Annotated in this window: 19 protein-coding genes and 1 tRNA gene; 9 read left to right on the top strand and 11 right to left on the bottom strand. The window is 72.8% G+C overall.

Annotation, left to right across the window (positions count from 1 at the left end):
- Nucleotides 1–153 precede the first annotated feature (153 nt).
- Genes EXE59_RS00820 through EXE59_RS00800 form a run of 5 tightly spaced genes read left to right on the top strand, consistent with a single transcriptional unit; the run spans nt 154 to nt 4,651 of the window.
- Nucleotides 154–1,191, top strand: a complete 1,038-nt coding sequence (locus EXE59_RS00820) for a sulfate ABC transporter substrate-binding protein (RefSeq protein ID WP_135837205.1) — start codon at nt 154–156, stop codon at nt 1,189–1,191.
- Nucleotides 1,192–1,212: 21 nt separating this feature from the next.
- On the top strand, nt 1,213–2,064 hold the full coding sequence (cysT, locus tag EXE59_RS00815; RefSeq protein ID WP_135837204.1) for a sulfate ABC transporter permease subunit CysT: 852 nt from the start codon (nt 1,213–1,215) through the stop codon (nt 2,062–2,064).
- Nucleotides 2,057–2,929, top strand: coding sequence for a sulfate ABC transporter permease (locus EXE59_RS00810; protein WP_135837203.1), 873 nt, complete (start codon nt 2,057–2,059; stop codon nt 2,927–2,929). Before cysT ends, EXE59_RS00810 begins: the two co-directional genes overlap by 8 nt.
- A gap of 10 nt (nt 2,930–2,939) precedes the next feature.
- Complete coding sequence (locus EXE59_RS00805; RefSeq protein ID WP_135837202.1) at nt 2,940–3,941, top strand: sulfate/molybdate ABC transporter ATP-binding protein; 1,002 nt, start codon at nt 2,940–2,942, stop codon at nt 3,939–3,941.
- 59 nt (nt 3,942–4,000) lie between these two features.
- Nucleotides 4,001–4,651: a cobalamin B12-binding domain-containing protein gene (locus EXE59_RS00800; protein ID WP_135837201.1), complete on the top strand. Its 651-nt coding sequence runs from the start codon at nt 4,001–4,003 to the stop codon at nt 4,649–4,651.
- Here EXE59_RS00800 and EXE59_RS00795 read toward each other — a convergent pair.
- Nucleotides 4,635–5,126: a YajQ family cyclic di-GMP-binding protein gene (locus tag EXE59_RS00795; RefSeq protein WP_135837200.1), complete on the bottom strand. Its 492-nt coding sequence runs from the start codon at nt 5,124–5,126 to the stop codon at nt 4,635–4,637. The genes EXE59_RS00800 and EXE59_RS00795 overlap by 17 nt on opposite strands.
- Before the next feature lie 84 nt (nt 5,127–5,210).
- Between EXE59_RS00795 and EXE59_RS00790 the strand changes: the two genes are divergently transcribed.
- The 4 genes from EXE59_RS00790 (at nt 5,211) to EXE59_RS00770 (ending at nt 9,223) form a co-directional block, all read left to right on the top strand.
- Nucleotides 5,211–5,292: transfer RNA gene (locus tag EXE59_RS00790), tRNA-Tyr, on the top strand.
- Between the two features lie 65 nt (nt 5,293–5,357).
- Nucleotides 5,358–6,602, top strand: a complete 1,245-nt coding sequence (locus EXE59_RS00785; protein ID WP_168218349.1) for an AGE family epimerase/isomerase — start codon at nt 5,358–5,360, stop codon at nt 6,600–6,602.
- A 7-nt stretch (nt 6,603–6,609) separates the two neighbouring features.
- Complete coding sequence (locus EXE59_RS00780) at nt 6,610–7,554, top strand: carbohydrate kinase family protein (protein WP_135837199.1); 945 nt, start codon at nt 6,610–6,612, stop codon at nt 7,552–7,554.
- A 511-nt stretch (nt 7,555–8,065) separates the two neighbouring features.
- Entirely contained in the window at nt 8,066–9,223 is a 1,158-nt protein-coding gene (locus tag EXE59_RS00770; protein WP_168218348.1) for a hypothetical protein, read from the top strand.
- 4 nt (nt 9,224–9,227) lie between these two features.
- On the opposite strand, the gene EXE59_RS00765 is transcribed toward EXE59_RS00770, so the two are convergent.
- From EXE59_RS00765 to EXE59_RS00720, 10 genes are read right to left on the bottom strand one after another with little or no spacing between them, the layout of a single operon-like run.
- Nucleotides 9,228–10,367 carry a BTAD domain-containing putative transcriptional regulator gene (locus EXE59_RS00765; protein WP_168218347.1) on the bottom strand — a complete coding sequence of 380 codons (1,140 nt, stop codon included), beginning with the start codon at nt 10,365–10,367 and terminating at the stop codon, nt 9,228–9,230.
- Nucleotides 10,364–12,766: an FHA domain-containing protein gene (locus EXE59_RS00760; RefSeq protein WP_135837195.1), complete on the bottom strand. Its 2,403-nt coding sequence runs from the start codon at nt 12,764–12,766 to the stop codon at nt 10,364–10,366. Before EXE59_RS00760 ends, EXE59_RS00765 begins: the two co-directional genes overlap by 4 nt.
- A gap of 39 nt (nt 12,767–12,805) precedes the next feature.
- Nucleotides 12,806–16,891 (bottom strand): FtsK/SpoIIIE domain-containing protein, encoded by a 4,086-nt coding sequence (locus tag EXE59_RS00755; RefSeq protein WP_135837194.1) that lies wholly within the window; start codon nt 16,889–16,891, stop codon nt 12,806–12,808.
- On the bottom strand, nt 16,885–17,568 hold the full coding sequence (locus tag EXE59_RS00750; RefSeq protein WP_135837193.1) for a vWA domain-containing protein: 684 nt from the start codon (nt 17,566–17,568) through the stop codon (nt 16,885–16,887). The genes EXE59_RS00755 and EXE59_RS00750 overlap by 7 nt, the downstream gene beginning before the upstream one ends.
- The gene (locus EXE59_RS00745) at nt 17,565–18,278 is read right to left on the bottom strand and encodes a hypothetical protein (protein WP_135837192.1); all 714 of its coding nucleotides are present in this window, start codon (nt 18,276–18,278) and stop codon (nt 17,565–17,567) included. Before EXE59_RS00745 ends, EXE59_RS00750 begins: the two co-directional genes overlap by 4 nt.
- A 17-nt stretch (nt 18,279–18,295) precedes the next feature.
- On the bottom strand, nt 18,296–19,003 hold the full coding sequence (locus EXE59_RS00740; protein WP_135837191.1) for a hypothetical protein: 708 nt from the start codon (nt 19,001–19,003) through the stop codon (nt 18,296–18,298).
- A 20-nt stretch (nt 19,004–19,023) separates the two neighbouring features.
- Nucleotides 19,024–19,614: a hypothetical protein gene (locus EXE59_RS00735; RefSeq protein ID WP_135837190.1), complete on the bottom strand. Its 591-nt coding sequence runs from the start codon at nt 19,612–19,614 to the stop codon at nt 19,024–19,026.
- Complete coding sequence (locus tag EXE59_RS00730) at nt 19,611–20,657, bottom strand: hypothetical protein (RefSeq protein WP_135837189.1); 1,047 nt, start codon at nt 20,655–20,657, stop codon at nt 19,611–19,613. The genes EXE59_RS00735 and EXE59_RS00730 overlap by 4 nt, the downstream gene beginning before the upstream one ends.
- Before the next feature lies 1 nt (nt 20,658).
- The gene (locus tag EXE59_RS00725) at nt 20,659–20,958 is read right to left on the bottom strand and encodes a hypothetical protein (RefSeq protein WP_129456179.1); all 300 of its coding nucleotides are present in this window, start codon (nt 20,956–20,958) and stop codon (nt 20,659–20,661) included.
- Nucleotide 20,959: 1 nt separating this feature from the next.
- The gene (locus tag EXE59_RS00720) at nt 20,960–21,223 is read right to left on the bottom strand and encodes a WXG100 family type VII secretion target (protein ID WP_129456180.1); all 264 of its coding nucleotides are present in this window, start codon (nt 21,221–21,223) and stop codon (nt 20,960–20,962) included.
- Nucleotides 21,224–21,286 lie beyond the last annotated feature (63 nt).

The raw sequence follows: 21,286 nt of genomic DNA, 5'->3' as shown, positions 1-21,286 counted from the left end.
GCTCCCCACGTGATGGACGCCTCCTGCCGGGTGCTCACGCAGGGGCGTGATCCACGACACGCGACCGAACCGCGGTCAATGTCACTGTCGTCTATAAAGTCATGTATGTTGCTCGACATTGCACAGACCGATCCAGAAAGTCGAGATCCCCCCATGCAGATCCGTTCACGTGCCGCTCTCGCGGCCGCACTCGTCGGAGCACTGGCCCTGTCGGCCTGCGCGCCCGGTGGTGCCAGCAGCAGTGACTCCGACGCGGCCGAGACCATCAGCATCGTCGGCTTCGCCGTCCCCGAGGCCGCCAACAAGAACATCGCCGCCGAGTTCACCAAGACCCCCGAGGGCGAGGGTGTGGAGTTCCAGACCTCCTACGGCCCGTCGGGCGACCAGAGCCGCGCCGTCGCCGCGGGGCTGAAGGCCGACTACGTCCACTTCTCGGTGCCCACCGACGTGACCCGTCTCGTCGACGAGGGTCTCGTGGCCGACGACTGGGACGCCGGTGAGAACAAGGGCGTCGTCTCGCGCTCCGTCGTGGTCTTCGGTGTCCGCGACGGCAACCCCAAGAACATCAAGACCTGGGCCGACCTGGTGAAGCCGGGTGTCGAGATCGTCACCCCCAACCCCGCGTCCTCCGGCGCGGCGCGCTGGAACGCGCTCGCGGCCTACGGCCAGGTGATCAGCGACGGTGGCACGGAGGAGGAGGCGACCGAGTACGTCGACAAGTTCTTCAAGAACGTCGTGTCGCTGCCGAGCAGCGGTCGCGACGCCACCACCGCCTTCCTCGGCGGCACCGGTGACGTACTGATGGCCTACGAGAACGAGGCGATCCTCGCCGCGCAGAACGACGAGGGCTTCGAGTACGTCCTGCCGGACACCACGCTCCTCATCGAGAACGCCGGCGCCATCCTCGAGGATGCCTCCGAGCCGTCGCAGGCCTGGCTGGACTTCGTCCTCTCCGACGAGGGCCAGAAGCAGTTCGCGCTCACCGGCTTCCGCCCGATCCGCGACGACGTCGACTTCGGCGGCACGGTCGAGGGTGCGGCCGACCCGTCCAACCCGTTCCCCGAGGTCGGGACGCTGCTGACGGTCGACGAGGACTTCGGCGGCTGGGACGAGGTGTCGACGAAGTTCTTCGACGAGGAGGACGGCCTGATCTTCGAGGCCATCACCGGCGCCGGTCTCTCCCTCGAGTGACCTGTCCCACCACTCCACACCATGACCTCAACTGAGATCGCAGCGGTCCGACCGGCGAGGACTCCTCGCCGGTCGGGTCCGCGCTCCACGCTCACGCGGTCGTCGGGGCTCGGGCTCGGCATCGCCATGATCTGGTTCAGCGCGCTGGTCCTGATCCCCTTGGCGGCCGTCGTCGTCACCGCCATCGACGGCGGGTGGGACGTCTTCTGGGCGACCATCACCAACGGCCAGACCGCCGCCGCCATCAAGCTCACCGTCTTCACCGCCGCCGGCGTCACGGCCGTCAACGTCGTGATGGGCCCGCTCATCGCGTGGGTCCTGGTCCGCGACCGGTTCTGGGGCAAGTCGGTGCTCGAGGTGATGATCGACATCCCCTTCGCGCTGCCGACCATCGTCGCCGGCCTGGTGCTGCTGTCCCTCTACGGCAACGCGGACAGCCCGCTGGGCATCGACATCGCCAACGAGAGGCCGGCCGTGTTCCTCGCGTTCCTCTTCGTCACGCTGCCGTTCGTCGTACGCATGGTCCAGCCGGTGCTCGAGGAGCTGGACATCGACGTCGAGGAGGCAGCGGCGTCGCTGGGCGCGAGCCGGTTCACCACCTTCCGCCGCATCATCCTGCCCAGCCTCACGCCGGCCATCACCGCCGGCGCGGCCCTGTCCTTCGCTCGCGGCGTCAGCGAGTACGGCTCGTTGGTCCTGCTCTCGGGCAACCTCCCGTTCAAGACCGAGGTCACCTCCGTGCGGATCCTGAGCAGCATCGAGAACGACAACGTCGCGGCGGCCGGAGCAGTCGCGACGGTGCTGCTGGCCATCTCGCTCGCGGTGATCGTCGTCCTGGACCTGATCCAGAGGCGGGTGGCCGCACGTGGCTGACACGCTGATCCACCCGACCGCCGAGGCGCCGCCCGTCGAGGAGCGCCGTCGGCCGCCGCGGGTCCGCAAGACGCCGGTGACGTACCTGCTCCGGTTCATCGTCACCGCCTACCTGTTCTTCCTGGTGGCGTGGCCGGTGTCGCTGGTGGCGATCAACACCTTCGACGACGGCTTCGGTTCGATCCGCGCCCTGTTCGAGGACCCCGACATGGTCGTCGCGCTGCAGCTGAGCGCGTACGTCGCCGTGTGGTCGGTCGTCATCAACGCGATCTTCGGCGTCGGCATGTCCCTGCTGCTCGTCCGCTACGAGTTCCCGGGAAAGCGGGCGCTCAACGCCTTGCTCGACATCCCGCTCTCGGTCTCGCCGATCGTGGTCGGCCTCGCCCTGGTGCTGGTCTACGGCGGCCGCAACGGCTGGTTCGGGCCCACGCTCGCCGGCTGGGGATTCGATGTCATCTTCTCGACGCCGGGCATCATCATGGCCACGACCTTCGTCGCGCTCCCGCTGATGATCCGCGAGGTCGTGCCGGTGCTCGAGGAGATCGGCATCGAGCAGGAGCAGGCGGCCCAGAGCCTCGGCGCCAACGGGCTCCAGCGCTTCTGGCGGATCACCCTGCCCTCCATCAAGTGGGGCATCACGTACGGCGTCGTGCTGACGCTGGCGCGATCGCTCGGCGAGTTCGGGGCGGTGAAGGTCGTCTCGGGCAACGTGCTCGGCCAGACCCGTACGGCGACCCTGGCGGTCGAGGAGAAGTACCTCAACTTCGACCAGCAGGGCGCCTACGCCACCGCCTTCCTGCTCGCGATGGTGTCGGTCGCCTGCATCGTCATCGTCGCCATCATCCGTCCCAAGAACCACCCCTGAAAGGTCAGTCATGAGCATCGAGGTCCGAGGCCTTAACAAGTTGTTCCCTTCGACGGGCTCAGGGCGGCGCGCCGACTTCGTCGCACTGGACGACGTCGACGTCACCATCCCGACCGGCCAGCTCACCGCCCTGCTGGGCCCGAGTGGCGGCGGCAAGTCGACCCTGCTCCGCATCATCGCGGGACTGGAGAAGGCCGACACCGGCTCGGTCAGCATCGAGGGCGTCGAGGCCACCCACCTGCCGGCGCAGAAGCGCAACGTCGGCTTCGTCTTCCAGCACTACGCGGTCTTCAAGCACATGACCGTCGCCAAGAACGTCGCGTTCGGCCTGGAGATCCGCAAGCGGCCCAAGGAGGAGATCGAGCACCGCGTCCGCGAGCTGCTCGAGCTGGTGCACCTCTCGCAGTTCGCCCACCGGCTGCCGTCCCAGCTCTCCGGCGGCCAGCGCCAGCGCATGGCGCTCGCACGAGCCCTCGCCGTGGAGCCGAGCGTGCTGCTCCTCGACGAGCCCTTCGGGGCCCTCGACGCCAAGGTGCGCAAGGAGCTGCGCGACTGGCTGCGTCGCCTCCACGACGACGTGCACGTCACGACCGTCTTCGTCACCCACGACCAGGAGGAGGCCCTCGAGGTCGCCGACGAGATCGTCGTGATCAACGAGGGGCGCGTGGAGCAGGTCGGCACGCCCGACCAGCTCTACGACGAGCCGGCCAACGACTTCGTGATGTCGTTCCTCGGCGAGGTCACCCACCTCGGCGGACTGTCGCTCCGGCCGCACGACATCGAGCTGGAGACCGCGCCGTCGCTCGCCGGCAGCGTCGAGGGCACTGTCTCCCGGCTCGTCCGCATCGGCTTCGAGGTCCGGCTCACCGTGCTCACGGTGGACGGCGACGAGGTGTCGGTGGTGGTCACCCGTGCCCACGCCCGTTCCCAGCGGCTCGAGGAGGGCAGCACGGTGTGGCTCACCCCTGCGGCGGGAGCGACGGTGGTCCCGCGCATGGCGGCGGCCGTCTGACCTCCGGACCGCTCTCCCAGAACGCCGCGCCCACCCGCGATGCGGGCTAGCGTGCGCCTGTGACGATCACGACGACCTCCGACGAGCTCTGGGCAGCCGTCGACACCTTCGACGCGGAGGCGGCGGAGATCGCGATCGCCCGGCTCCTGTGGGACGTACCGCTGTCCGGGGCGGTCACCGGCGTCGTGCTGCCCTTCCTCCAGGAGGTCGGCGACCGGTGGGAGGCGGGCACGCTCTCGGTCGCCCACGAGCACTTCGTCAGCGACATGCTCCGGCGCAAGCTCAGCGCCCTCGCCGCGGTGCCGCCGCGGGCGGAGGACGGGACGCCGGCGCTCGCACCTGTCGTGCTGCTCGCGTGCCCACCGGGGGAGCGGCACGACATGGTGCTGCTCTGCGTGGCGCTGATGCTGCGCGAGCGCGGCGTACGGGTGCGCTTCCTCGGCGCGGACACCCCGATCCCGGCGGTGCTCACCGCCGCCCGCCGCACCGGCGCCGACGCGGTGGTGCTCGCTGCGACCCGGCCGACGATGTTCACCGCCCACGCCTCCGCGCTGCGCAAGCTCGCCGCCGACCACCCGGTGTACGCCGCCGGGCGGGGCGCCGACGAGCAGACCGCCGCCGAGGTCGGGGCGCGGACGCTGCCCGCCGACCCGGTGCGTGCGGTCGAGGTGCTCGTGGGTGAGCTGGCCGCAGTCAGCGGTAGTTGGTGAACTGCACCGCGAAGTCGTAGTCCTGCGACTTCACCAGCTGCTGGACGGCCTGGAGGTCGTCGCGCTTCTTCGAGGAGACGCGCAGCTCCTCGCCCTGCACCTGCGCCTTGACGCCCTTGGGGCCCTCGTCGCGGATCAGCTTGGAGATCTTCTTGGCGTCCTCGGAGGTGATGCCCTCCTTGAGCGCGATGTCGATCTTGGCGACCTGGCCGGACTGGCGCGGCTCGGAGGCGTCGAGGATCTTCAGGCTCTGGTTGCGCTTGATCAGCTTGTCCTGGAAGACGCTGAGCACGGCGCTGGCGCGGTCCTCGGCGGAGGCGGTGATCTCGATGGCCTTCTCGCCCTTCCACTCGATCGACGCGCCAGTGCCCTTGAAGTCGAAGCGGGTGGCGATCTCGCGGGCCGCCTGGCTGAGCGCGTTGTCGACCTCCTGGCGGTCCAGCTTGCTCACGATGTCGAAGCTCGAGTCAGCCATGGTGTGCCTCCTTGTGGGGTCCTTCTGGGGGTGCCCCGGCGATTCGTAGAGAAGTCAGTGCCTTGCTATTGTTCCGCACGGCCCGGCAGGTTGCCCGAGCGGCCAAAGGGAGCTGACTGTAAATCAGCCGGCATTGCCTACAGAGGTTCGAATCCTCTACCTGCCACTGGACGCAGTCCAGTCGCGAGACCCCCGTCGACAGGCGGGGGTCTCGTGCATTTGACTCACCGTGTGAGCGACCAGAGCTTCTCCGACGCCCCGCCCGACGACGCGTGGCTCGACGCCGAGTGCCGCCGCCTGCTCGACTTCGGCCGTCGGATCGCCCACCCGCTCGGCGGCGCGGCCTGGCTCGACGACGACGGCGCTCCCGACCTCTCCCGCCCCGTGCACACCTGGATCACCAGCCGCACGGTGCACGTGTACGGCCTCGGCTCGCTGCTGGGGGTCGAGGGCTGCGCGCCGGTGGCGACCGCGGCGCTCGACGGGCTGCGGACGACCGTCCGCGACGGCGAGCACGGCGGCTGGTTCGGCGCGATCGGTGCCGACGGGGAGCCTGAGGGCACCGGCAAGTCCTGCTACGACCACGCCTTCGTGATGCTGGCCGCCTCCACGGCGACCGTCGCCGGGCTGCCCGGCGCCGACGACCTGCTCGCCGACGCGACGGCGGTCTTCGAGCGTCACTTCTGGGACGAGGACCTCGGCCGGGTCGTCGACGAGTGGGACCGCGGCTGGACCGAGCCCACCCCCTACCGCGGCCTCAACTCCACGATGCACTCCGTCGAGGCGATGCTCGCGGTCGGCGACGCCACCGGTGACCCGGGCTGGCACCGGCGGGCCGGCCGCCTGGCCGGCCTGGTCGTCGACCTCGCGGCGGCGCACGACGGGAGGCTTCCCGAGCACTTCGGGCCCGACTGGTCGGTCGACCTCCAGCTCAACCGCGACCGCCCCGACGACCCGTTCAAGCCGTACGGCGCGACCGTCGGCCACGGTCTGGAGTGGTCACGTCTGCTGCTCCACGTCGAGGCGACTCTCGGCGCCGACGCACCCGCCGGGCTGCTCGACACCTCGCGGCTGCTGTTCGACCGCGCCGTCGCCGACGGCTGGCACGCCGACGGCGCTCCCGGCTTCGTCTACACCACCGACTGGGACGGCACGCCCGTCGTGCGCCAGCGGATGCACTGGGTCGCCGCCGAGGGGATCGCAGCCGCGGCGGCGCTGCACCGGCGTACGGGTGAGGACGCCTACGCACGCCGCTACGCCGCGTGGTGGGCGTACGCCGCCGAGCACCTCCTCGACCTCGAGCGGGGGTCGTGGCACCACGAGCTCGACCCCGCCAACCGTCCGCGCGCGAGCGTCTGGCCGGGCAAGCCGGACCTCTACCACGCGGTGCAGGCGACGCTGCTGCCGCGACTGCCGCTGGCGCCCGGCCTCGCCAGCGCGGTGAACCTGTCGCAGGGCTGGTCCGCCCCGGCATGATGGGGCCATGACCCCCACCGTGCCGGGGCAGCCCCGGGTCCTCGTGGTCGGCGAGGCGCTCGTCGACGTCGTCCCCGGTCCCGACGGGCAGCCCCGGGACCACCCCGGCGGCAGCCCCGCCAACGTCGCCATCGCCCTCGGCCGGCTCGAGCGCGACGTACGCCTGGTGACCCTGCTCGGCGACGACGCGCGCGGTGCCGCCGTGCGTGCCTGGCTCGAGGCGAGCAACGTGGTCGTCCTCGCCGGGCCCACCGGCTCGGGTCGCACGTCCAGCGCGGTCGTGACGCTCGACGAGTCGGGCGCCGCGAGCTACGTCTTCGACCTCGACTGGCACCTCCCCGCGGTGCCCGACGAGCCGTGCGAGGTGCTGCACGTCGGCTCGATCGCCACCGTGCTCGACCCGGGCGCCGACGCCGTGCTGGCCGCGTTCGAGGCGCACAGGGGACGCGCGCTGCTGTCGCTCGACCCCAACGCCCGGCCCGCCATCACCCCCGACCGAACGGGCCCGGTCGCCCGCGTCGAGGAGCTCGTCGCCCTCGCCGACGTGGTCAAGGTGAGCGACGAGGACCTCGCCTGGCTGCACCCCGACCACGACCCGGTCGCCACCGCGACCCGCTGGGCGGCCGCCGGTCCCGGGCTCGTCGTGGTCACCCGCGGTGGTGCCGGCGCCGTCGCCGTACGCCCGGGCGGGACCACGCTCGAGGTGCCCGGCGTGCCCGTCACGGTCGCCGACACGGTCGGCGCCGGCGACACCTTCAGCGGCGTGCTGGTCGACGCGCTCATCTCCCTCGACGTGCACGGGACGGAGGCGGGCGACGCGCTGCGCGCCCTGTCGGACCGCGACGTCCTCGGGGCCGTGACAACCGCCGCCATCGGTGCCGCGATCAACGTCTCGCGACCGGGCGCGGACCCGCCGTCGCGCGCCGAGCTGGGTGCCGCGCTCGGCGACTGACGCACCCTCAGCGCGACCTCAGCGAGCCGTGGTCACCTGCACCACGACGATGACGCGTGCGAGGAGGAGCCGTGGCAGGCAGGTCCGACGAGGCAGTGGCACGGGCGCTCGGCGAGGTGCTCCGCGACCACGGCTGGGACGTAGCCGCGAGTGCTCGGCGGCTCCGGGGCAGCCTGAACGACGTCCTGGGGGCGGAGGCCGACGAGCACCGGGCCGCCGTCGACGCCGTGGTGCTCGCCGTCGAGGAGGGAGTCGTCACCGACCTGCTCGACGCCGGGCGGGAGAACCTCGACGACGTCCTGCCGGACCTCACGACCCGGCTCGCCGAGTGGGGCCTGGCCCCGGCGCCGGCCGCGTGGGCGGTCAGGACGTGGGCCACGCACCTGCCGGCCGCCACGATCAAGCCGCCCGCCACCATGCCCCCAGCACCCGAGCCCGCCACCATGCCCCAGGCGCCCGAGCCCACCGCCCTCCCCCGGCAGCGACACCGCCGCCCGAGCCCGACGTCACCATGGCGCCCCCCGTCCCCGCGAAGGACGCCACCGTCCTCCCGCCGCTCGAGACGTCCGGCCCCGTACGCCCGACCCCGCCGGCACGTCGCCGCCCGTCCGGGCGCGCCCTCGCTGTGGCCGGAGCCGTGCTGGTGCTGATGGCCGGCGGCGTGGCCACGGCGGTGGCGCTCACCGGTGGCGAGAAGGATCGAGAGCCGCCGAAGGGCGCCGGCGTCTCGGATACCGGTGCGTCCGGCGAGACAGACGAGCCCCAGCCGGTGCCGGAGCCGGAGCCGGCTCCGGCCGACCCCGGCCTCGTGCTGGCGGCGCCTGACGTCGAGGCACCGGGCGTCGAGAAGGTGCTGGCGATGGCCGGACGAACCGGAGGCGTACGCGTCGCCCGGCTCGGCGACGTCGACACCGTCGTCGTGGACGGCGTCGAGCGGTCCGCGCCCGAGGGCGGGCGCCTGGTGGCGTTCCGGCTGGCGAGGTGGGCGTGCGGCTCGGAGAAGTGCCGACCCTGGGACCAGCTCGGGCTGAAGGTGTCCGTCGACGGTGTGCGGCAGGCCCTCCCGACGGCCGCGAGCAGAGACACCTTCGTCGTGGCCGTTCCGGCCGACGCTCGCGAGGTGGACCTCGTGATGCGCGCTGACGGCCTGACGCAGACGCTCTCGCTGCTCGACGCCAAGCCGGGCCGGGGCAACATCGCCGTGCTGGCACGCAGCGGCCGCCTGGACCGCGTGGGGGCGCGATTCACCATGACCGAGCGCACGAGCACCCCGTTCAGCTACGACGGCGTCGACCGCGTGAGCGTGCCGCGCGTCGTCACGGTGTCGCGCGCGGAGCTGATCTGGTTCCACGACGACGCCCGCCCGAGCTCCCCGCGCAAGGCCTTCCTCAAGGTGAGGTCGTCCTACACCATCCCCCTCGGCTCCTACGCCGGCGTCGAGAACGCCTTCGAAGCCCGCGAGATGGTGTTCGTCGCCGGCGACGGCACGACGTACGAGGCGCGCGACCTGGACGAGAGCGACGGCGGCGTCGACGCGGTCTTCGAGGTCCCGGCGGGGCTGAAGGGCGGACGGCTCGTGCTGGGCGGTGGCAGCTATCCCGTCGTGAGCGGCAGCACGCAGTTCACCCGCACCCTGACGAGGAAGTCGATCACGTTGACCTTCGGCTAGTAGGTCAGCCGGCGCCGATGAAACGCACCACGGTGTCGCCGACGAGGATCCGGTCGCCGGGCTCCAGCGACTCCGGTCCCGCGATGGGCCGACCGTTGAGCAGCGTGCCGTTCGTCGACCCGAGGTCGACCAGGACGAATCCGTGCGGCCCGGGCTCCACCTGGGCGTGGCGGCGGGAGGCCTGGTCGTCCTGGAGGACCAGGTCGCAGTCGGACTGGCGCCCGAGCACCACGGGGGATCCTGCGAGCACGATCCGCTGCCCTCCGTGAGCGACGAGGGTCGGCGGCGCGTCCTGGGGCTCGGACGTGACGAGCCGGGTGGGGACCATCGTGTGGCCGCCCCCGGCCGGCACGGCCCGGTCGGGCCACAACCACGACTCCTGGCGCAGCACCGCCTCGTGGACGCGGTTCAGCCGTGCCGACGGTGCCACGCCGAGCTCGTCGTCGAGCACCTTCCGGGCAGTGCGGTAGGACGACAGTGCCGCGTCCTGGCGACCGGTGCGGTAGAGCGCCACCATCAGCTGCTCCCACAGGCGCTCGCGGGTCGGGTTCTCGGCGATCAGGTCCTGCAACGGGGAGATGAGGTCCTCGGAGCGACCGAGGGCGAGCTCCGCGTCCGACCACGCCTCTGCACAGGTCAGCCGACAGCTCTCGAGTGCGACGGCCCGCGCCTCGGCGAAGGGGAACTGCCACAGGTCCGCGAGCGCCCTGCCACGCCAGAGCGACAGCGCGGCGGCGTACTGCTCGGCAGCCGTCGTGTGGTCGCCCAGCGCGGCGCCACGCGAGCCGGCCGCGACGTACGCCTTGAACTCCGCGACGTCGGTGTCCGCCCGCAGGCTGTAGCCGGGGTCGCGGGTGGTGAGGCAGCTCGCCGCGCCCTGGGCCGCGAGCGTCTTGCGGAGGACACCCACGTGGTACTGCAGCGTGTTGCGAGCGGTGGCCGGTAGGTCCTCGCCCCACACGGCAGCGAGGAGCTCGTCGACACTGACCACCCGACCGCCGGCCAGCCCGAGCACGGCCGAGATGGCACGCAGCTTCGGGCCGCCCGCCGCCACGAGCCGGCCGTCGACCGTGACCTGCAACGGCCCGAGCAGCTCGACCCTGACCCGACCGTCCCCCTCGGTGCCCATGTCGCCCTCGCTCACTCGATGGTGAAGTCGGCCATGTCGATCACGACCCGCAGGTCGCCACCCACCCCGATCCGCAGCCGGTAGGTGCCGGGGACGACGTCCTCGCTGAACGTGAGCGACAAGCAGCCCTTGGGTGGCAGCCTGGTCGGGTAGGGCGAGGAGCTCCAGGCCACCGGGACCCAGTCCCCACCCGACGGGACGGAGAGCGTGGCCATCACGTCGGTGTGCCTCTCCCCGCGAGGGAAGCCCTTGTAGTCCATGTTGATGGTGGTCGGGGAGGCCCCGGGACCGGCGTCGCGACATTCCTCGTCGACGGCGCCCCGGGTCCCAGGCGCCCCGTAGTCCCAGAACGGCATCCTCGCCGATCGAGGTCCGCGCCGGGCCCACGGCGACCGGTACGTCTCCCCGGCCAGGGCGGCGTCGATCACCGGCTTCGCCAGGTTGATGGGGCGGATCCGGGAGAAGGCGGTCTCCCCGCGGTCGTTGAAGGTGCGCCACGTGGCGACTCCGACGACGTGCCCCGACTCGTCCACGGCCGGTCCTCCGGAGTTGCCCGGCGACAGGTCGGCCGTGGTGTTGATGACGGCCCGGAACTGGTCGAGCCGCTCGTCCTGGACCGGGCCGGACACCACCCCGGTGGTGAAGGTCGGAGCGGACGACTCGCTCGCCGCCGGGTAGCCGTAGAACGAGATCTCGTCGGAGGTGCCGAGCTCGTCGGAGTCGCCGAGCGGGACCTCCGTCAGCTGGTCGAGGTCGTCCTCCTCGGCCGGGGCTCCGGAGAGCTTGCTGCGGACCCGGATCACTGCGACGTCGAGGTAGCCGTCGACCGCGACGAGCTCGGCCCAGAAGCGCGGCTCGGCGGACTCGTCGAGGCCGTCGGAGACGTCGACGCGGATCTCGTCCGGGTTGGGGTCCTGGTCGTCGGAGAACTCGCCGAGGAACACCCCGAGACCCGGCGCGGACGGGGCTGCCACGTGTGCGTTGGTGAGGATCAGTCCCTGCTCGCTGTCGATCACCACGCCGGAGCCACGCCCGCTGTCGGTGGACAGCTGGACCGTCGCGCGGGCGAGGTCGTCGCGCGAGACGGTCACGGCCTCGGGCGCGGGCGCGGGGTCGGGACCCTCCGGTTCCGGCGTGCCTCCGAGGAACCACCACAGGCCCAGCCCGCTGACCACCAGCGCGAGCACGAGCGCGACGGCACCTGCGACCGCGAGCCGGCGCCGGCTGCCGACGGTCCGGACCGCGGTGCGCCCGGTCGGACGTACGCCCTCCGAGCCGTTGCGTGCCGTCTCGGTGCGGAGACGGTCACCGCTGCCCGCATCGCCGAGGACGAAGTCCTGGCGCCCCGACAGCGTCGCGGGCGCGGTGAGCCGTGTGCCGTTGAGCCAGGTGCCGGAGGTCGATCCGAGGTCGTTCAGGCGCCAGGCACCGCCTGCGTGCTCGATGCGGGCGTGGTGTCGCGACACGGTGGTCTGTGGCGCGACGAGGTCGTTGTCGTCCTCGCGGCCGATCGTCAGACTGCTGCCGGGACGCAGCGTGCGGGTCGTGCCGTTGAGGGTGACCGTCAGCGGCGGACCCGCGGGACCGCCCCCGCCGAGCTCGGTGGCAGGTGCGCCCCCGGCCAGTGCGCCGCCGGGTCGCGCACCGGGGAGCTCGGTCGCCTGTGCAGGCCGGGGTCGCTGCGGGGCACGGGTCATCGCCTCACCGAACGGGGCGAACCGGACGACGACGGCGTGCTCACCCTGGCCGAGGGTCACGGTGGTGTCGCCGCGCAGGGCGGCCGTGGTGACAGCGACCCCGTTGACGAAGCTGCCCTGGGTCGAGCCCTCGTCGTGGAGCTCCCACCCACCCGGACCGTACGAGACCCGGGCGTGCAGGCGGCTCACTGCCGGGCTGTCCACGGTGATCGTGCAGTCGGGGTCGCGCCCGATGGTGACCACCGTGCTCGCCGGCGCGACGTGCTGTCGCTCGCCCACCCGGATCACCAGGTCGTTCGGTCCCGGCCCCGACCCAGGCGCGGGCGCCGGGCTCGGGGGGTTCGCCGCCTGGGCGCCGGCCCGGGACGGTGCGGCGGACATGGTCAGCATCCCGAGGGAGGCGGCGATCGACTCCACGGCCCAGATGGCGTCGGCGGGCTGCACCGAGCTGCCACGATGGAGGTCCTGGGCGATCGCATCCATCGCCGATGCCGGGCCACGTGGATCCCGCTCGGCGTCGCGGAGTCGCGCGGGCACTCCCGAGGCGAGCGCCAGGGCGATCAGGTTGGCCTCGGCGGTCGCCCCGGCCACGGCGTCCGCGAGCATGGCGCGGACGCGCCTGCTGTCGTCGAGGAGACCGGGGCCCTGGCTCCGCACCAGGTCGATGAGCTGGCGGCGAACCGCAGCCGCGCGTGGGGACTCCGGAACCTCACCCATCAGGGCACTCCTCCCACCTCGACGGCGGCTGTGTTGTGGCTAGGTCCCGAGTGCTCCCACTGGTGCCGAGGGTCCCTCTCGATCGTTCGCGCCGTCGTCATCAAATTGGGCGACTTGGACCAGCTCGGTCACCCCGTGCTGGACGAGATACCCCCTCCCGGGTGGGCCGAGCCGCTCGAGAGGCGTGCGGAGCCGGACGCCGACGAGGTCGCCGTCGAGCTCGACCTCCGGCGCGAGGAGCACGCCCAGCTTGGACTTCCTGACCTCGGGCACCACCCCGCCGTACGCCCGCGCCGCCCACCGGTTGTCGACAGCGGCCACCACCCTCACGAGCTCGTCGCGGCCGCGACGCGCCAGGTCAGCGAGGGCGGACGAGGCACTGTCGGGCAGGGCGTCGGCGTCGTCCACGAGGCAGAGGACCGGCCGGCTCTGGGAGGCGAGTGCGGAGACCGTCGCGAGGGCGCGGGTGAGCTCGCCGCTGTCGTGGGCGTCCACGGGTCCCACGTCCCAGGCCAGGGGCTCCGGGTCGTGGCGGCGGCGTGAGGCGATGCGGACGAGGGAGACCGGGGACGGGGCTCGCCGCGCCGCGACGGCGAGCCCGTCCAGCACGGTCGTACGTCCGCTGCGCGGCGGTCCGGCGACCAGTGCGTGCGCGTCGGAGAGGTCCAGGGCGACCGGCGCGACCTCGGCGTCCCCGATGGCGAACGGGAGCACCCACGGGGTGACGGGGTCGGGCAGCTCGCAGGTGCCGACGCTGGGTGGCATGGGGGCGAGGGGTGGGGTGCGGTCCGGCCACCGTGAGCGGGCGCGCTCGGCGACGTCGAGGATCGCCCGGTGCTCGACGTCGGAGTCTCCCGAGGCGAGCACCGCGACCTGCACCTCGGTGGACCCCTGGATGAAGCCGCGGCCCGGGGGCAGCCGTACGGCGCGGACGGCGGAGCTGTCGAGGCCGAGCAAGGCGTACTCCTCCCGCTCTGCCATGCGGAGGACGAGCCGGGTGGTGAGCACGCTGACGAGAGCGCTGGGCACGGCCGCCCGGCGGTCCGCGGTGATGAGGAAGTGCACACCCACCGACGGCCCGTCGGCGACGAGTCGCTCGAGCTTCTTCAGCAGGCGTCCGCCGTCGAGGCGCTCGAGTGCGGACGCCGCCCCGCCGTACCCGTCGAGCAGCACGACCACCCGGGGCACCGGGGTCGCCCACGCTCGTGCGAGGTCGTCGAACCCGGTGAGCCCGGCCGAGGCCATGGCCCGCTTGCGCTCCTCGACCAGTCGACCGAGCCGGTTGAGGAGGCGGTCCACCCGGCCCGGGTCGTCCGGACCCACCACGCCGCCGCAGTGGGGTGCGCCCTCCAGCACGTGGAGGCCGTGGCCGGCGAAGTCGAGCCCGTAGAGCTGGAGGTGCTCGGGTCCCGTGCCCTCGACCATCCCTGCGGCAAGCGTCCGGAGCGCGGTGGTCTTGCCACTGCGGGAGGTGCCGAAGACCAGGAGGCCCTGGTGCCTGGCCAGGTCGAAGGTGACGACGGGCTGGGACTGCCTCCTGGGCAGGTCGGCCAGTCCGAGCACGGCGCTCCACGGTCCCGTCGGCGCCCGGGCGCTGAGGGTCGCGGCAGGCACGGCAGCGGGGAGGGGGGGCAGCCATGGGACGTGCGGGGGACGCCATCGGCCGAGCTGGGCGACCTTGAGGGTGGCGTCGACCACGGCTTCGAGGACCGTCGTGCCGCCCTCGTCGCGGTCCGTCGCGACGGCGACGGCGCCGTCGAGGTCGTGCACCTGGATGGCTGCCGCGACACCGGTCCTGGCCTCGCCCCCCACGTAGGCGCTCTGGAGCTCGATGACGTGGCGGTGGACCTTCAGGTACGCACGCCCGGGGAGGGTGCGTGGCACGTGGGCGGCCTCGGGCTGCCCGATGACGTCGTGGCTGTCGGCCTCGTCGTTGAGGCGCAACGCCACCCGCACCCCGACGTTGGCGCGGATGCGGTCGTTGATCACGCCGGCCGGCCGCTGTGTGGCCAGGACCAGCCGGAGCCCGAGGGATCGTCCACGGGCAGCGATGTCGACCACGCCCTCGACGAACTCGGGGATCTCCTTGGCGAGGGTGGCGAACTCGTCGACCACGATGAGGAGGTCCTCCGGGGCCTCCTCGCCGATGTGTGCGCGCAGCTCGGTGAGGTCACGGGCGCCGGCGCCGGCCAGCAGCTCCTCGCGTCGGCGGATCTCGGCGTCCAGGGCCTGGAGGACCCGTCGGGTCAGGTGCTCGTCGAGGTCGGTGACGACACCGACGCAGTGCGGCAACCGTTGCGCGTCCTTGAAGGCGGCGCCTCCCTTGTAGTCGACCAGGAGGAAGCCGACGCGACTCGGCGGGTACTCCGCCGCCAGCGACGCCACCATCGTCTGCAGCAGCTCGCTCTTGCCGGCGCCGGTGGTGCCGCCCACCAGCGCGTGCGACCCCTCGGGACCGAGGTCGAGCTCCACCGGGCCATCGGTGGAGACCCCGAGCCGGGCGACGAGCCGGTTGACGGGCGCCGACTCCCACCGCCGCCGTATGGCCGCCGGCGACGCGAGGTCGGGGACGAGGTCCTCGAGCGACAGGCGCTCGGGAAGCGACCGCGCCTGCCGGGCGTCTGCGGCGTCGCGCAGGGCCGCGAGGGAGGTGGAGAGGTCGAGGGCGGTGCTGTGTCCGACCCGGTCCGGCGTCACGTCGAGCCGGCTGCCGCCGGTGTGGTCCACCAGCTCGGCGCGGGCACCTCCCTTCTCGACAGCCAGCACCACAGGGGCGCTGGTCGGCACCGATCGGGCGTCCCGCCCCAGCCACACCACGCAGATCCCCTCGCCCACGTGCTCGCACACCGCCCGCAGCAGGGACGGGTCGGGGCCGAGCCGGTCGTCGACCACCACGAGGAGCGTCGCGCCGGACCCGGTCGTACGGCGCCGGGAGTCGCGCGCCGCTCGCCGGGCGGCGCCGAGATCGGCGACGGCCTCGAGGAGCGCATCGGCGCTGCGGCGGTCGGCGGCCACGGGCGAGCAGGGGAGCAGGTCGGTGGCGAGGTGGGGGAGCCACTGCCACCACTCGCGGGTCGACGCGTCCGACAGCGCCCCGGCCACCACCACGTCGGCAGGACTGTGCAGCGCGGTGACCTGCGCGAGGATCCAGTCGCCGACGCGGTCGAGGTCGCCGTCGTCGCCGTGGACCGCCAGCACGCCGGCGGCCGCCAGGTCGACGTGGGCAGGCACCGCCTCGGTGCCGGCGGCCGCCTCGTAGTCCGGCCGGTCGGTGCGCGGGCCGGCCCCGGCCTGGTCGTCACGGAGGGTCACGGGCGCCCGGCGCGACGCCGTGCCGAGCCGGACGTGGAGGAAGTCCGGGTCCCCCGGAACTCGTTCCCACAGGCGGTCGCCGGCCGTACGCACCACGTCGGTCACCTCACCCGGCGCGGGATGGTGCTTGTGCATCCACGCGGTCCAGTCGGCGGTGGCCGCCCGGACCTGCTCGAAGGTGGCGGCGACCGCGTCGTCGTACGAGCGGCCGAACTCGGACACCTCGTCCTGGTGGGCGCGGCGCTCCTCGAGGTGGTTCCACACGACCATGACGGGGGAGAACAGCGAGAAGAGCGCGATCTCCCACCGGCGCAGGAACACGACCAGCACCAGGCCCATCAGGAGCGGGACGAGCATGGCGGCCAGCGGGAACCGCCGGGGCTTGCGCACCCGGTTGCGGGACGGCACGTGGACGGTCGCGGCCGGTTCGGGGCGCACCGTACGGGGAGGGCGGTTGACAGGGATGCGTCCGTCGGTGGTCGCCGTCGTGTCCGTACGCCAGCCCGGCCACCGGGTCAGCGGCCGAGGCGGCTCGCCGGGGGCCAGTCCCACCACGAGGCTCAACCGCTCTCCGCGCAGGAGGCCGGTCAAACCGATCGGTGAGGACCGGTCGAGCCAGGCGCCGCTGATGAGGGACCGCGCCTGGACGGCCCCGGCGGCGCCGACGAGGCCGAGGTGGGCGCCGAGGACGTCGAGCACGGTGCCGGTCGACGCCTCGGCGGGTGCGGTGACCGCGAGGCGACGTGCCGCCACGCCGGGGCGCGAGGCCTCGATCTCGACCCGCAGCCGTGGTGCGCCCTCGCCGGTCACCACACCAGCAGGCTTCCGTCGGCGGCCACGGGCACGTCGGGGGCGGGGATCACGCGCGACGACTCGGCCCCCGCGGGCGAGGACGCCAGCTGGGACGCCGCGGTGGACACGAACCTGACGAGATAGGCGAGCTGCTCGGGGTCGTTTGCGGTGAAGGGCGGGATGTCGGGGTCCCCGATGAAGCGGGCGAGCACGTCGAGATCGGCGTCGGCGCCGATGGCGATGGCCAGCCGCACCGCGCGCCGCCCCCACGGCTCGGCCATCAGCCGGTCCAGTCCCGCCTCGAAGTCGTCGGTGGGCCGTCCGTCCGAGACGACCACCAGGACCGGTGGGAACGCCCGCGCCTCCATCGGGGGAACGGTCAGCACCTCCGCCACCTTCACCAGGGCGGCCCCGAGGTCGGTGTAGCCGCCGGCCACGACGGGCGGCCAGGACACGTCGTGGATCGGTGACGGATCTGCGATGTGCCAGCGCGCACCGTCGGAGAACGCCACGGCCCGGACCATGATCTCGACGAACGGGTTCTGCGACGCGAGCTCGCGCAGGTGGGGGAGGGCGTCACGGATCGCCTGGTTGAGCGCGTCGATCTTGCCGTCGACGGACATCGAGCCCGACGCGTCGAGCAGGAAGATGAAGTGCAGTGGCCGGCCGGCGAGGCGGGCTCCGGGGCGGAAGGTCATGTGAACTCCAAGCGTCCGGTGACCGGGTTCGTGTGAGCCGTGCCGAGCGAGCCCTCACGCCCGTGGGCGTCGGCGTACGTCCCCCCTTGGAGATAGATGAGTCCAACAGGCGAGGTGGCGTCGGCAACGTTCCCAGCATGGTTCCAGTAGGGCGCTGCCCATGTCTGTCCGACGAGGCTGTCATCGGGTCGCGCCCCGGACGTCACCGGAGTCGACGTCTCGATCACGAGCGGGCCGGGGTCGATGAACGTGACCCCCTGGCCCGCAGGGACGGCCCCGACGGCGACGGAGGGAGTGCTCCCCATGACGAGAGGGCCGGGGTCGACGAACGTGACCGACGTGTCCCACGGGCGCGTCCCGACGACCACCCCCGGGCCGAGGCGGACACCCGGGTCGTACGACGTGACCACGTCGCCCAGCGACGGCGCGTCCAGAGCTGGCAGCGCGGTCGCGAGCGACTGGTCCGCCTGGATCTGCTGGGCGCGGAGGGCGGTGTCGAGGGCGGCGACGACGTAGAGCACCTCCGCCAGTCGCGCGTGGACGGCGATGTCGTGCAGCTCGTCGGCGAGCCAGTCGGCCAGGGAGGGCGGCACCTCGGCGGCGCACGCGCTCTCGAGGTCGTTGATCGCCGTGTCGACCTCGCGCGCGTGCTCGGCGACGGCGCCGGCGGTGGCGTCCATCGCGGCGGGGTCGAGGTAGATCGCGCTCATTTGTCCGTCCTCCTCCCTCAGAACTCCAGACGGTTCGTGACCGGGTCGCGGTACGTCTGGCTGAGCCGTCCCTGTCGTCCTCGTTCGTCCTCGTAGATGCCGGGGGAGACGACGTCGAGCCCGTCGGGCGCCAGGATGTTGGCGATCGCGCGGTTCGCCACGGCACCGGCGAAGTCCAACGGCCCCGCTCCGAAGCCACCCGCGCCGAACGGGCCGAGGATCGCCGCGCCCATGAACGGGTTCTGCGCCGCGAACGCGGCACTGGAGAGTCCCGGCATGCTCACACCCGTCGGCGAGCTCGCGCCGAGGAAGAAGCCGCCGACGGTGGTCGGGCCGAGGCCAGGGAAATCGTTGACGAAGGCCGGACCAGTGCCGCCCACGACCGTCGAGCCCGCGAGGACCGCGCCCAGGTCGTACGTCGTGGTGACCCCGGCGTCCGCGGTCCCCAGGGGAGGCCACGCCGTCGCGAGCGACTGGTCGGCCTGGATCTGCTGGGCGCGGAGGGCGGTGTCGAGGGCGGCGACGACGTAGAGCAGCTCCGCCAGGCGGGCGTGGACGACGATGTCGCGCAGCTCCTCGGCGAGCCAGCCGGCCAGGGACGGCGGAACCTCGGCGTCGCACGCGCTCTCGAGGTCGCCGATGGCGGCGCCGACCTCCCTGGCGTGCTCGCCGATCGCACCTGCGGTCGCGTCCATCGCGACGGGGTCGAGGTAGATGGTGCTCATGTGTCTCTCCTCCCCTCAGGTCAGAATCGGGACATCGACCGGTTGAGTGCGGACCAGCTCTTGGCCTCCATGCCGATGAGCTGGAGCGTCGTGGCCTGCTCCTCGACGATCCGGTTGTTCCCGCTCGGCGAGACCCCGCCCGAGTAGGTGCCGGGGGTCACCGGGTGGTAGGTCGGAACGTTGTTGAGCAGGTAGCCGTTGCCTGACGGGGTGAAGGCGGGGTCCATGTCGAGCACGAACCCGGTCGCCGGCGCAGACGGCCCCACGTACGACGAGCCGCTCGGAGCCCCGAGCACGACCCCGCCCGCCGAGAACGCTGCGACAGGAGCACCCATCGCGGAGATCGCGGCGGCAAGCGACTGGTCGGCCCGGATCTGCTCGGCGCGGAGGGCGGTCTCGAGTGCGGCGACGACGTAGAGCAGCTGCGCCAGGCGGGCGTGGAGGGTGATGTCGCGCAGCTCCTCGGTGAGCCAGCCGGCCAGGGACGGCGGCACCTCGGCGTCGCACGCGGTCTGCAGGTCGCCGATGGCCGCGTCGACCTCCCTGGCGTGCTCACTGATCGCACCTGCCGTCGCGTCCATCGCGACGGGGTCGAGGAAGACGGCGCTCACGACGCACCACCGGCATGGACCTGCGTGACCAGGCGGCCGAGCGCCTCACGTACGCCGTCGGGCGCGTCGTCCCCGTGCCACGAGGTCTCGTCACCGACGACGTGGCCGTCGGCCCGGTAGACGGCTGACGCGCTGACCTCGGCGTCCTGAGCGGTGCTCGTGAGGACGAGGTCGGCCAGGTCGGCGGTGGGGTGCGTGGTCAGGGTGATGCGGCCGGTGCCCGCGGGGCGGAGCCGGACCATGCGGTCGGGCCGGGCCGCGAACCACTGCGTGCTCGACTCCTCGCCACGACGCTCGGTGACCATCACGATGAGGTCGTGGCTGGCGGCCAGCTCCAGCGCCTCCCTGAGATCGGTGTCGCCGGTCGCCCCACGCGCTTCGAGGCTGTGCCAGGCCACCGCGGCCGCGAGGTCGCGCTGCGCCATGTCGAGCTGGTCCCACCGACTCGTGTCGGCCCCGGGGAGCATCGCGACGCCGAAGTGCTTCGCGGCGCCGAACGACTCCTCGGTCGTGATCACGTGCTCCTCGCCGGGCTCGGGCCGAGTGCCTTCGCGCCAGGTGCGGGCGACCTCGCCGAGGTCCACCCGGCCGGGACGGAGGGGCAGCTGGTCCTCGGGCATGTGCACCGGCTCGCTGATGCGGACCGATGCCACGACTCCTGTGGCTGCGTCGGTGAGGGCGGGATCGTCGACCGGGGTCACGGTGGTGACGACCACCAGGCGACCCCGGTCGAGGGCGTAGTCGACGACGGCCTGCAACCGACCGTCCCCGTCGGACCAGGTGACCGTCCGGCGGCGGCCGTCGGCAGAGCCCAGCACCTCGTGCGGGCCGGTCCCGGAGTCGGTCCCGCCCTCGACCGCCGTCCTGGCCGCGTGCAGCGCCGCCAGGGAGTCGATGTCGGCGTCCGGCGTCACGTGGTACCGCTCCACCCGCACGAACGCCCGACCGCTCGCGTGCGGGACCTCGAGCTGCTCCACCGGAGCCCAGCCCGCCGGGCCGGACACCGAGATCCGCGACGTCGTGGTCCAGATGTGCTCGTCCATGTCAGTACATCCCCTGGTCTGCTTGGAGCCGGGCGGCCTGGAGGAGCTGCTGCTCCTCCACCACGGCCGCCTGGCGGGTGAGGGTGTCGGCGACGTTGACCATCCGCGCCGACATCGAGTGCAGGCTGGAGCTGCTGGTGGCGATCGCCTCCCGGAAGCGGTCGGCGGCCGGGCCCACGTAGGTGAGCGCGGCCACGTCGCAGTCGACGTTGCTCGCGACCCGGCCCAGCGTCTCCGCGCGGAGGCGGAGCTGGGCGGCGGCCGCCCGCATGCTCGCGGGGTCACCGGGCGCGAGGTACATCTCAGCTGCCTGCCTGCATCAGTGCCTCGCGGCGGCGCGAGACCTCCATCGCGGCGTCCTGGAGGGCCGTGCGGAGCTTGGAGAGGCTCGGCTCGAACTCGCCGTCCCACATCTGGCGGAAGCGGTCCGCGGCCGGGCCCTCCCACGTCGTCGAGGCCAGCTGGCCCCGGATGCTGCGCGTCAGCTCGTCGACCGATCCCGCTTCGCGGTCGAAGACGCCGCGCAGGGTGACCAGTTGCTCGAGCTCTCCACCGATGCGTGCCATGGTTCCTACCTCCGTGTGTGATGTGCCTGGTTGGTCCGCCGGATCCGGCGGTGGGATGACTGT

The organism is Nocardioides eburneiflavus, from assembly GCF_004785795.1.
GTDB lineage: Bacteria > Actinomycetota > Actinomycetes > Propionibacteriales > Nocardioidaceae > Nocardioides > Nocardioides eburneiflavus.
This window is presented reverse-complemented; position numbering and strand designations above follow the sequence as displayed.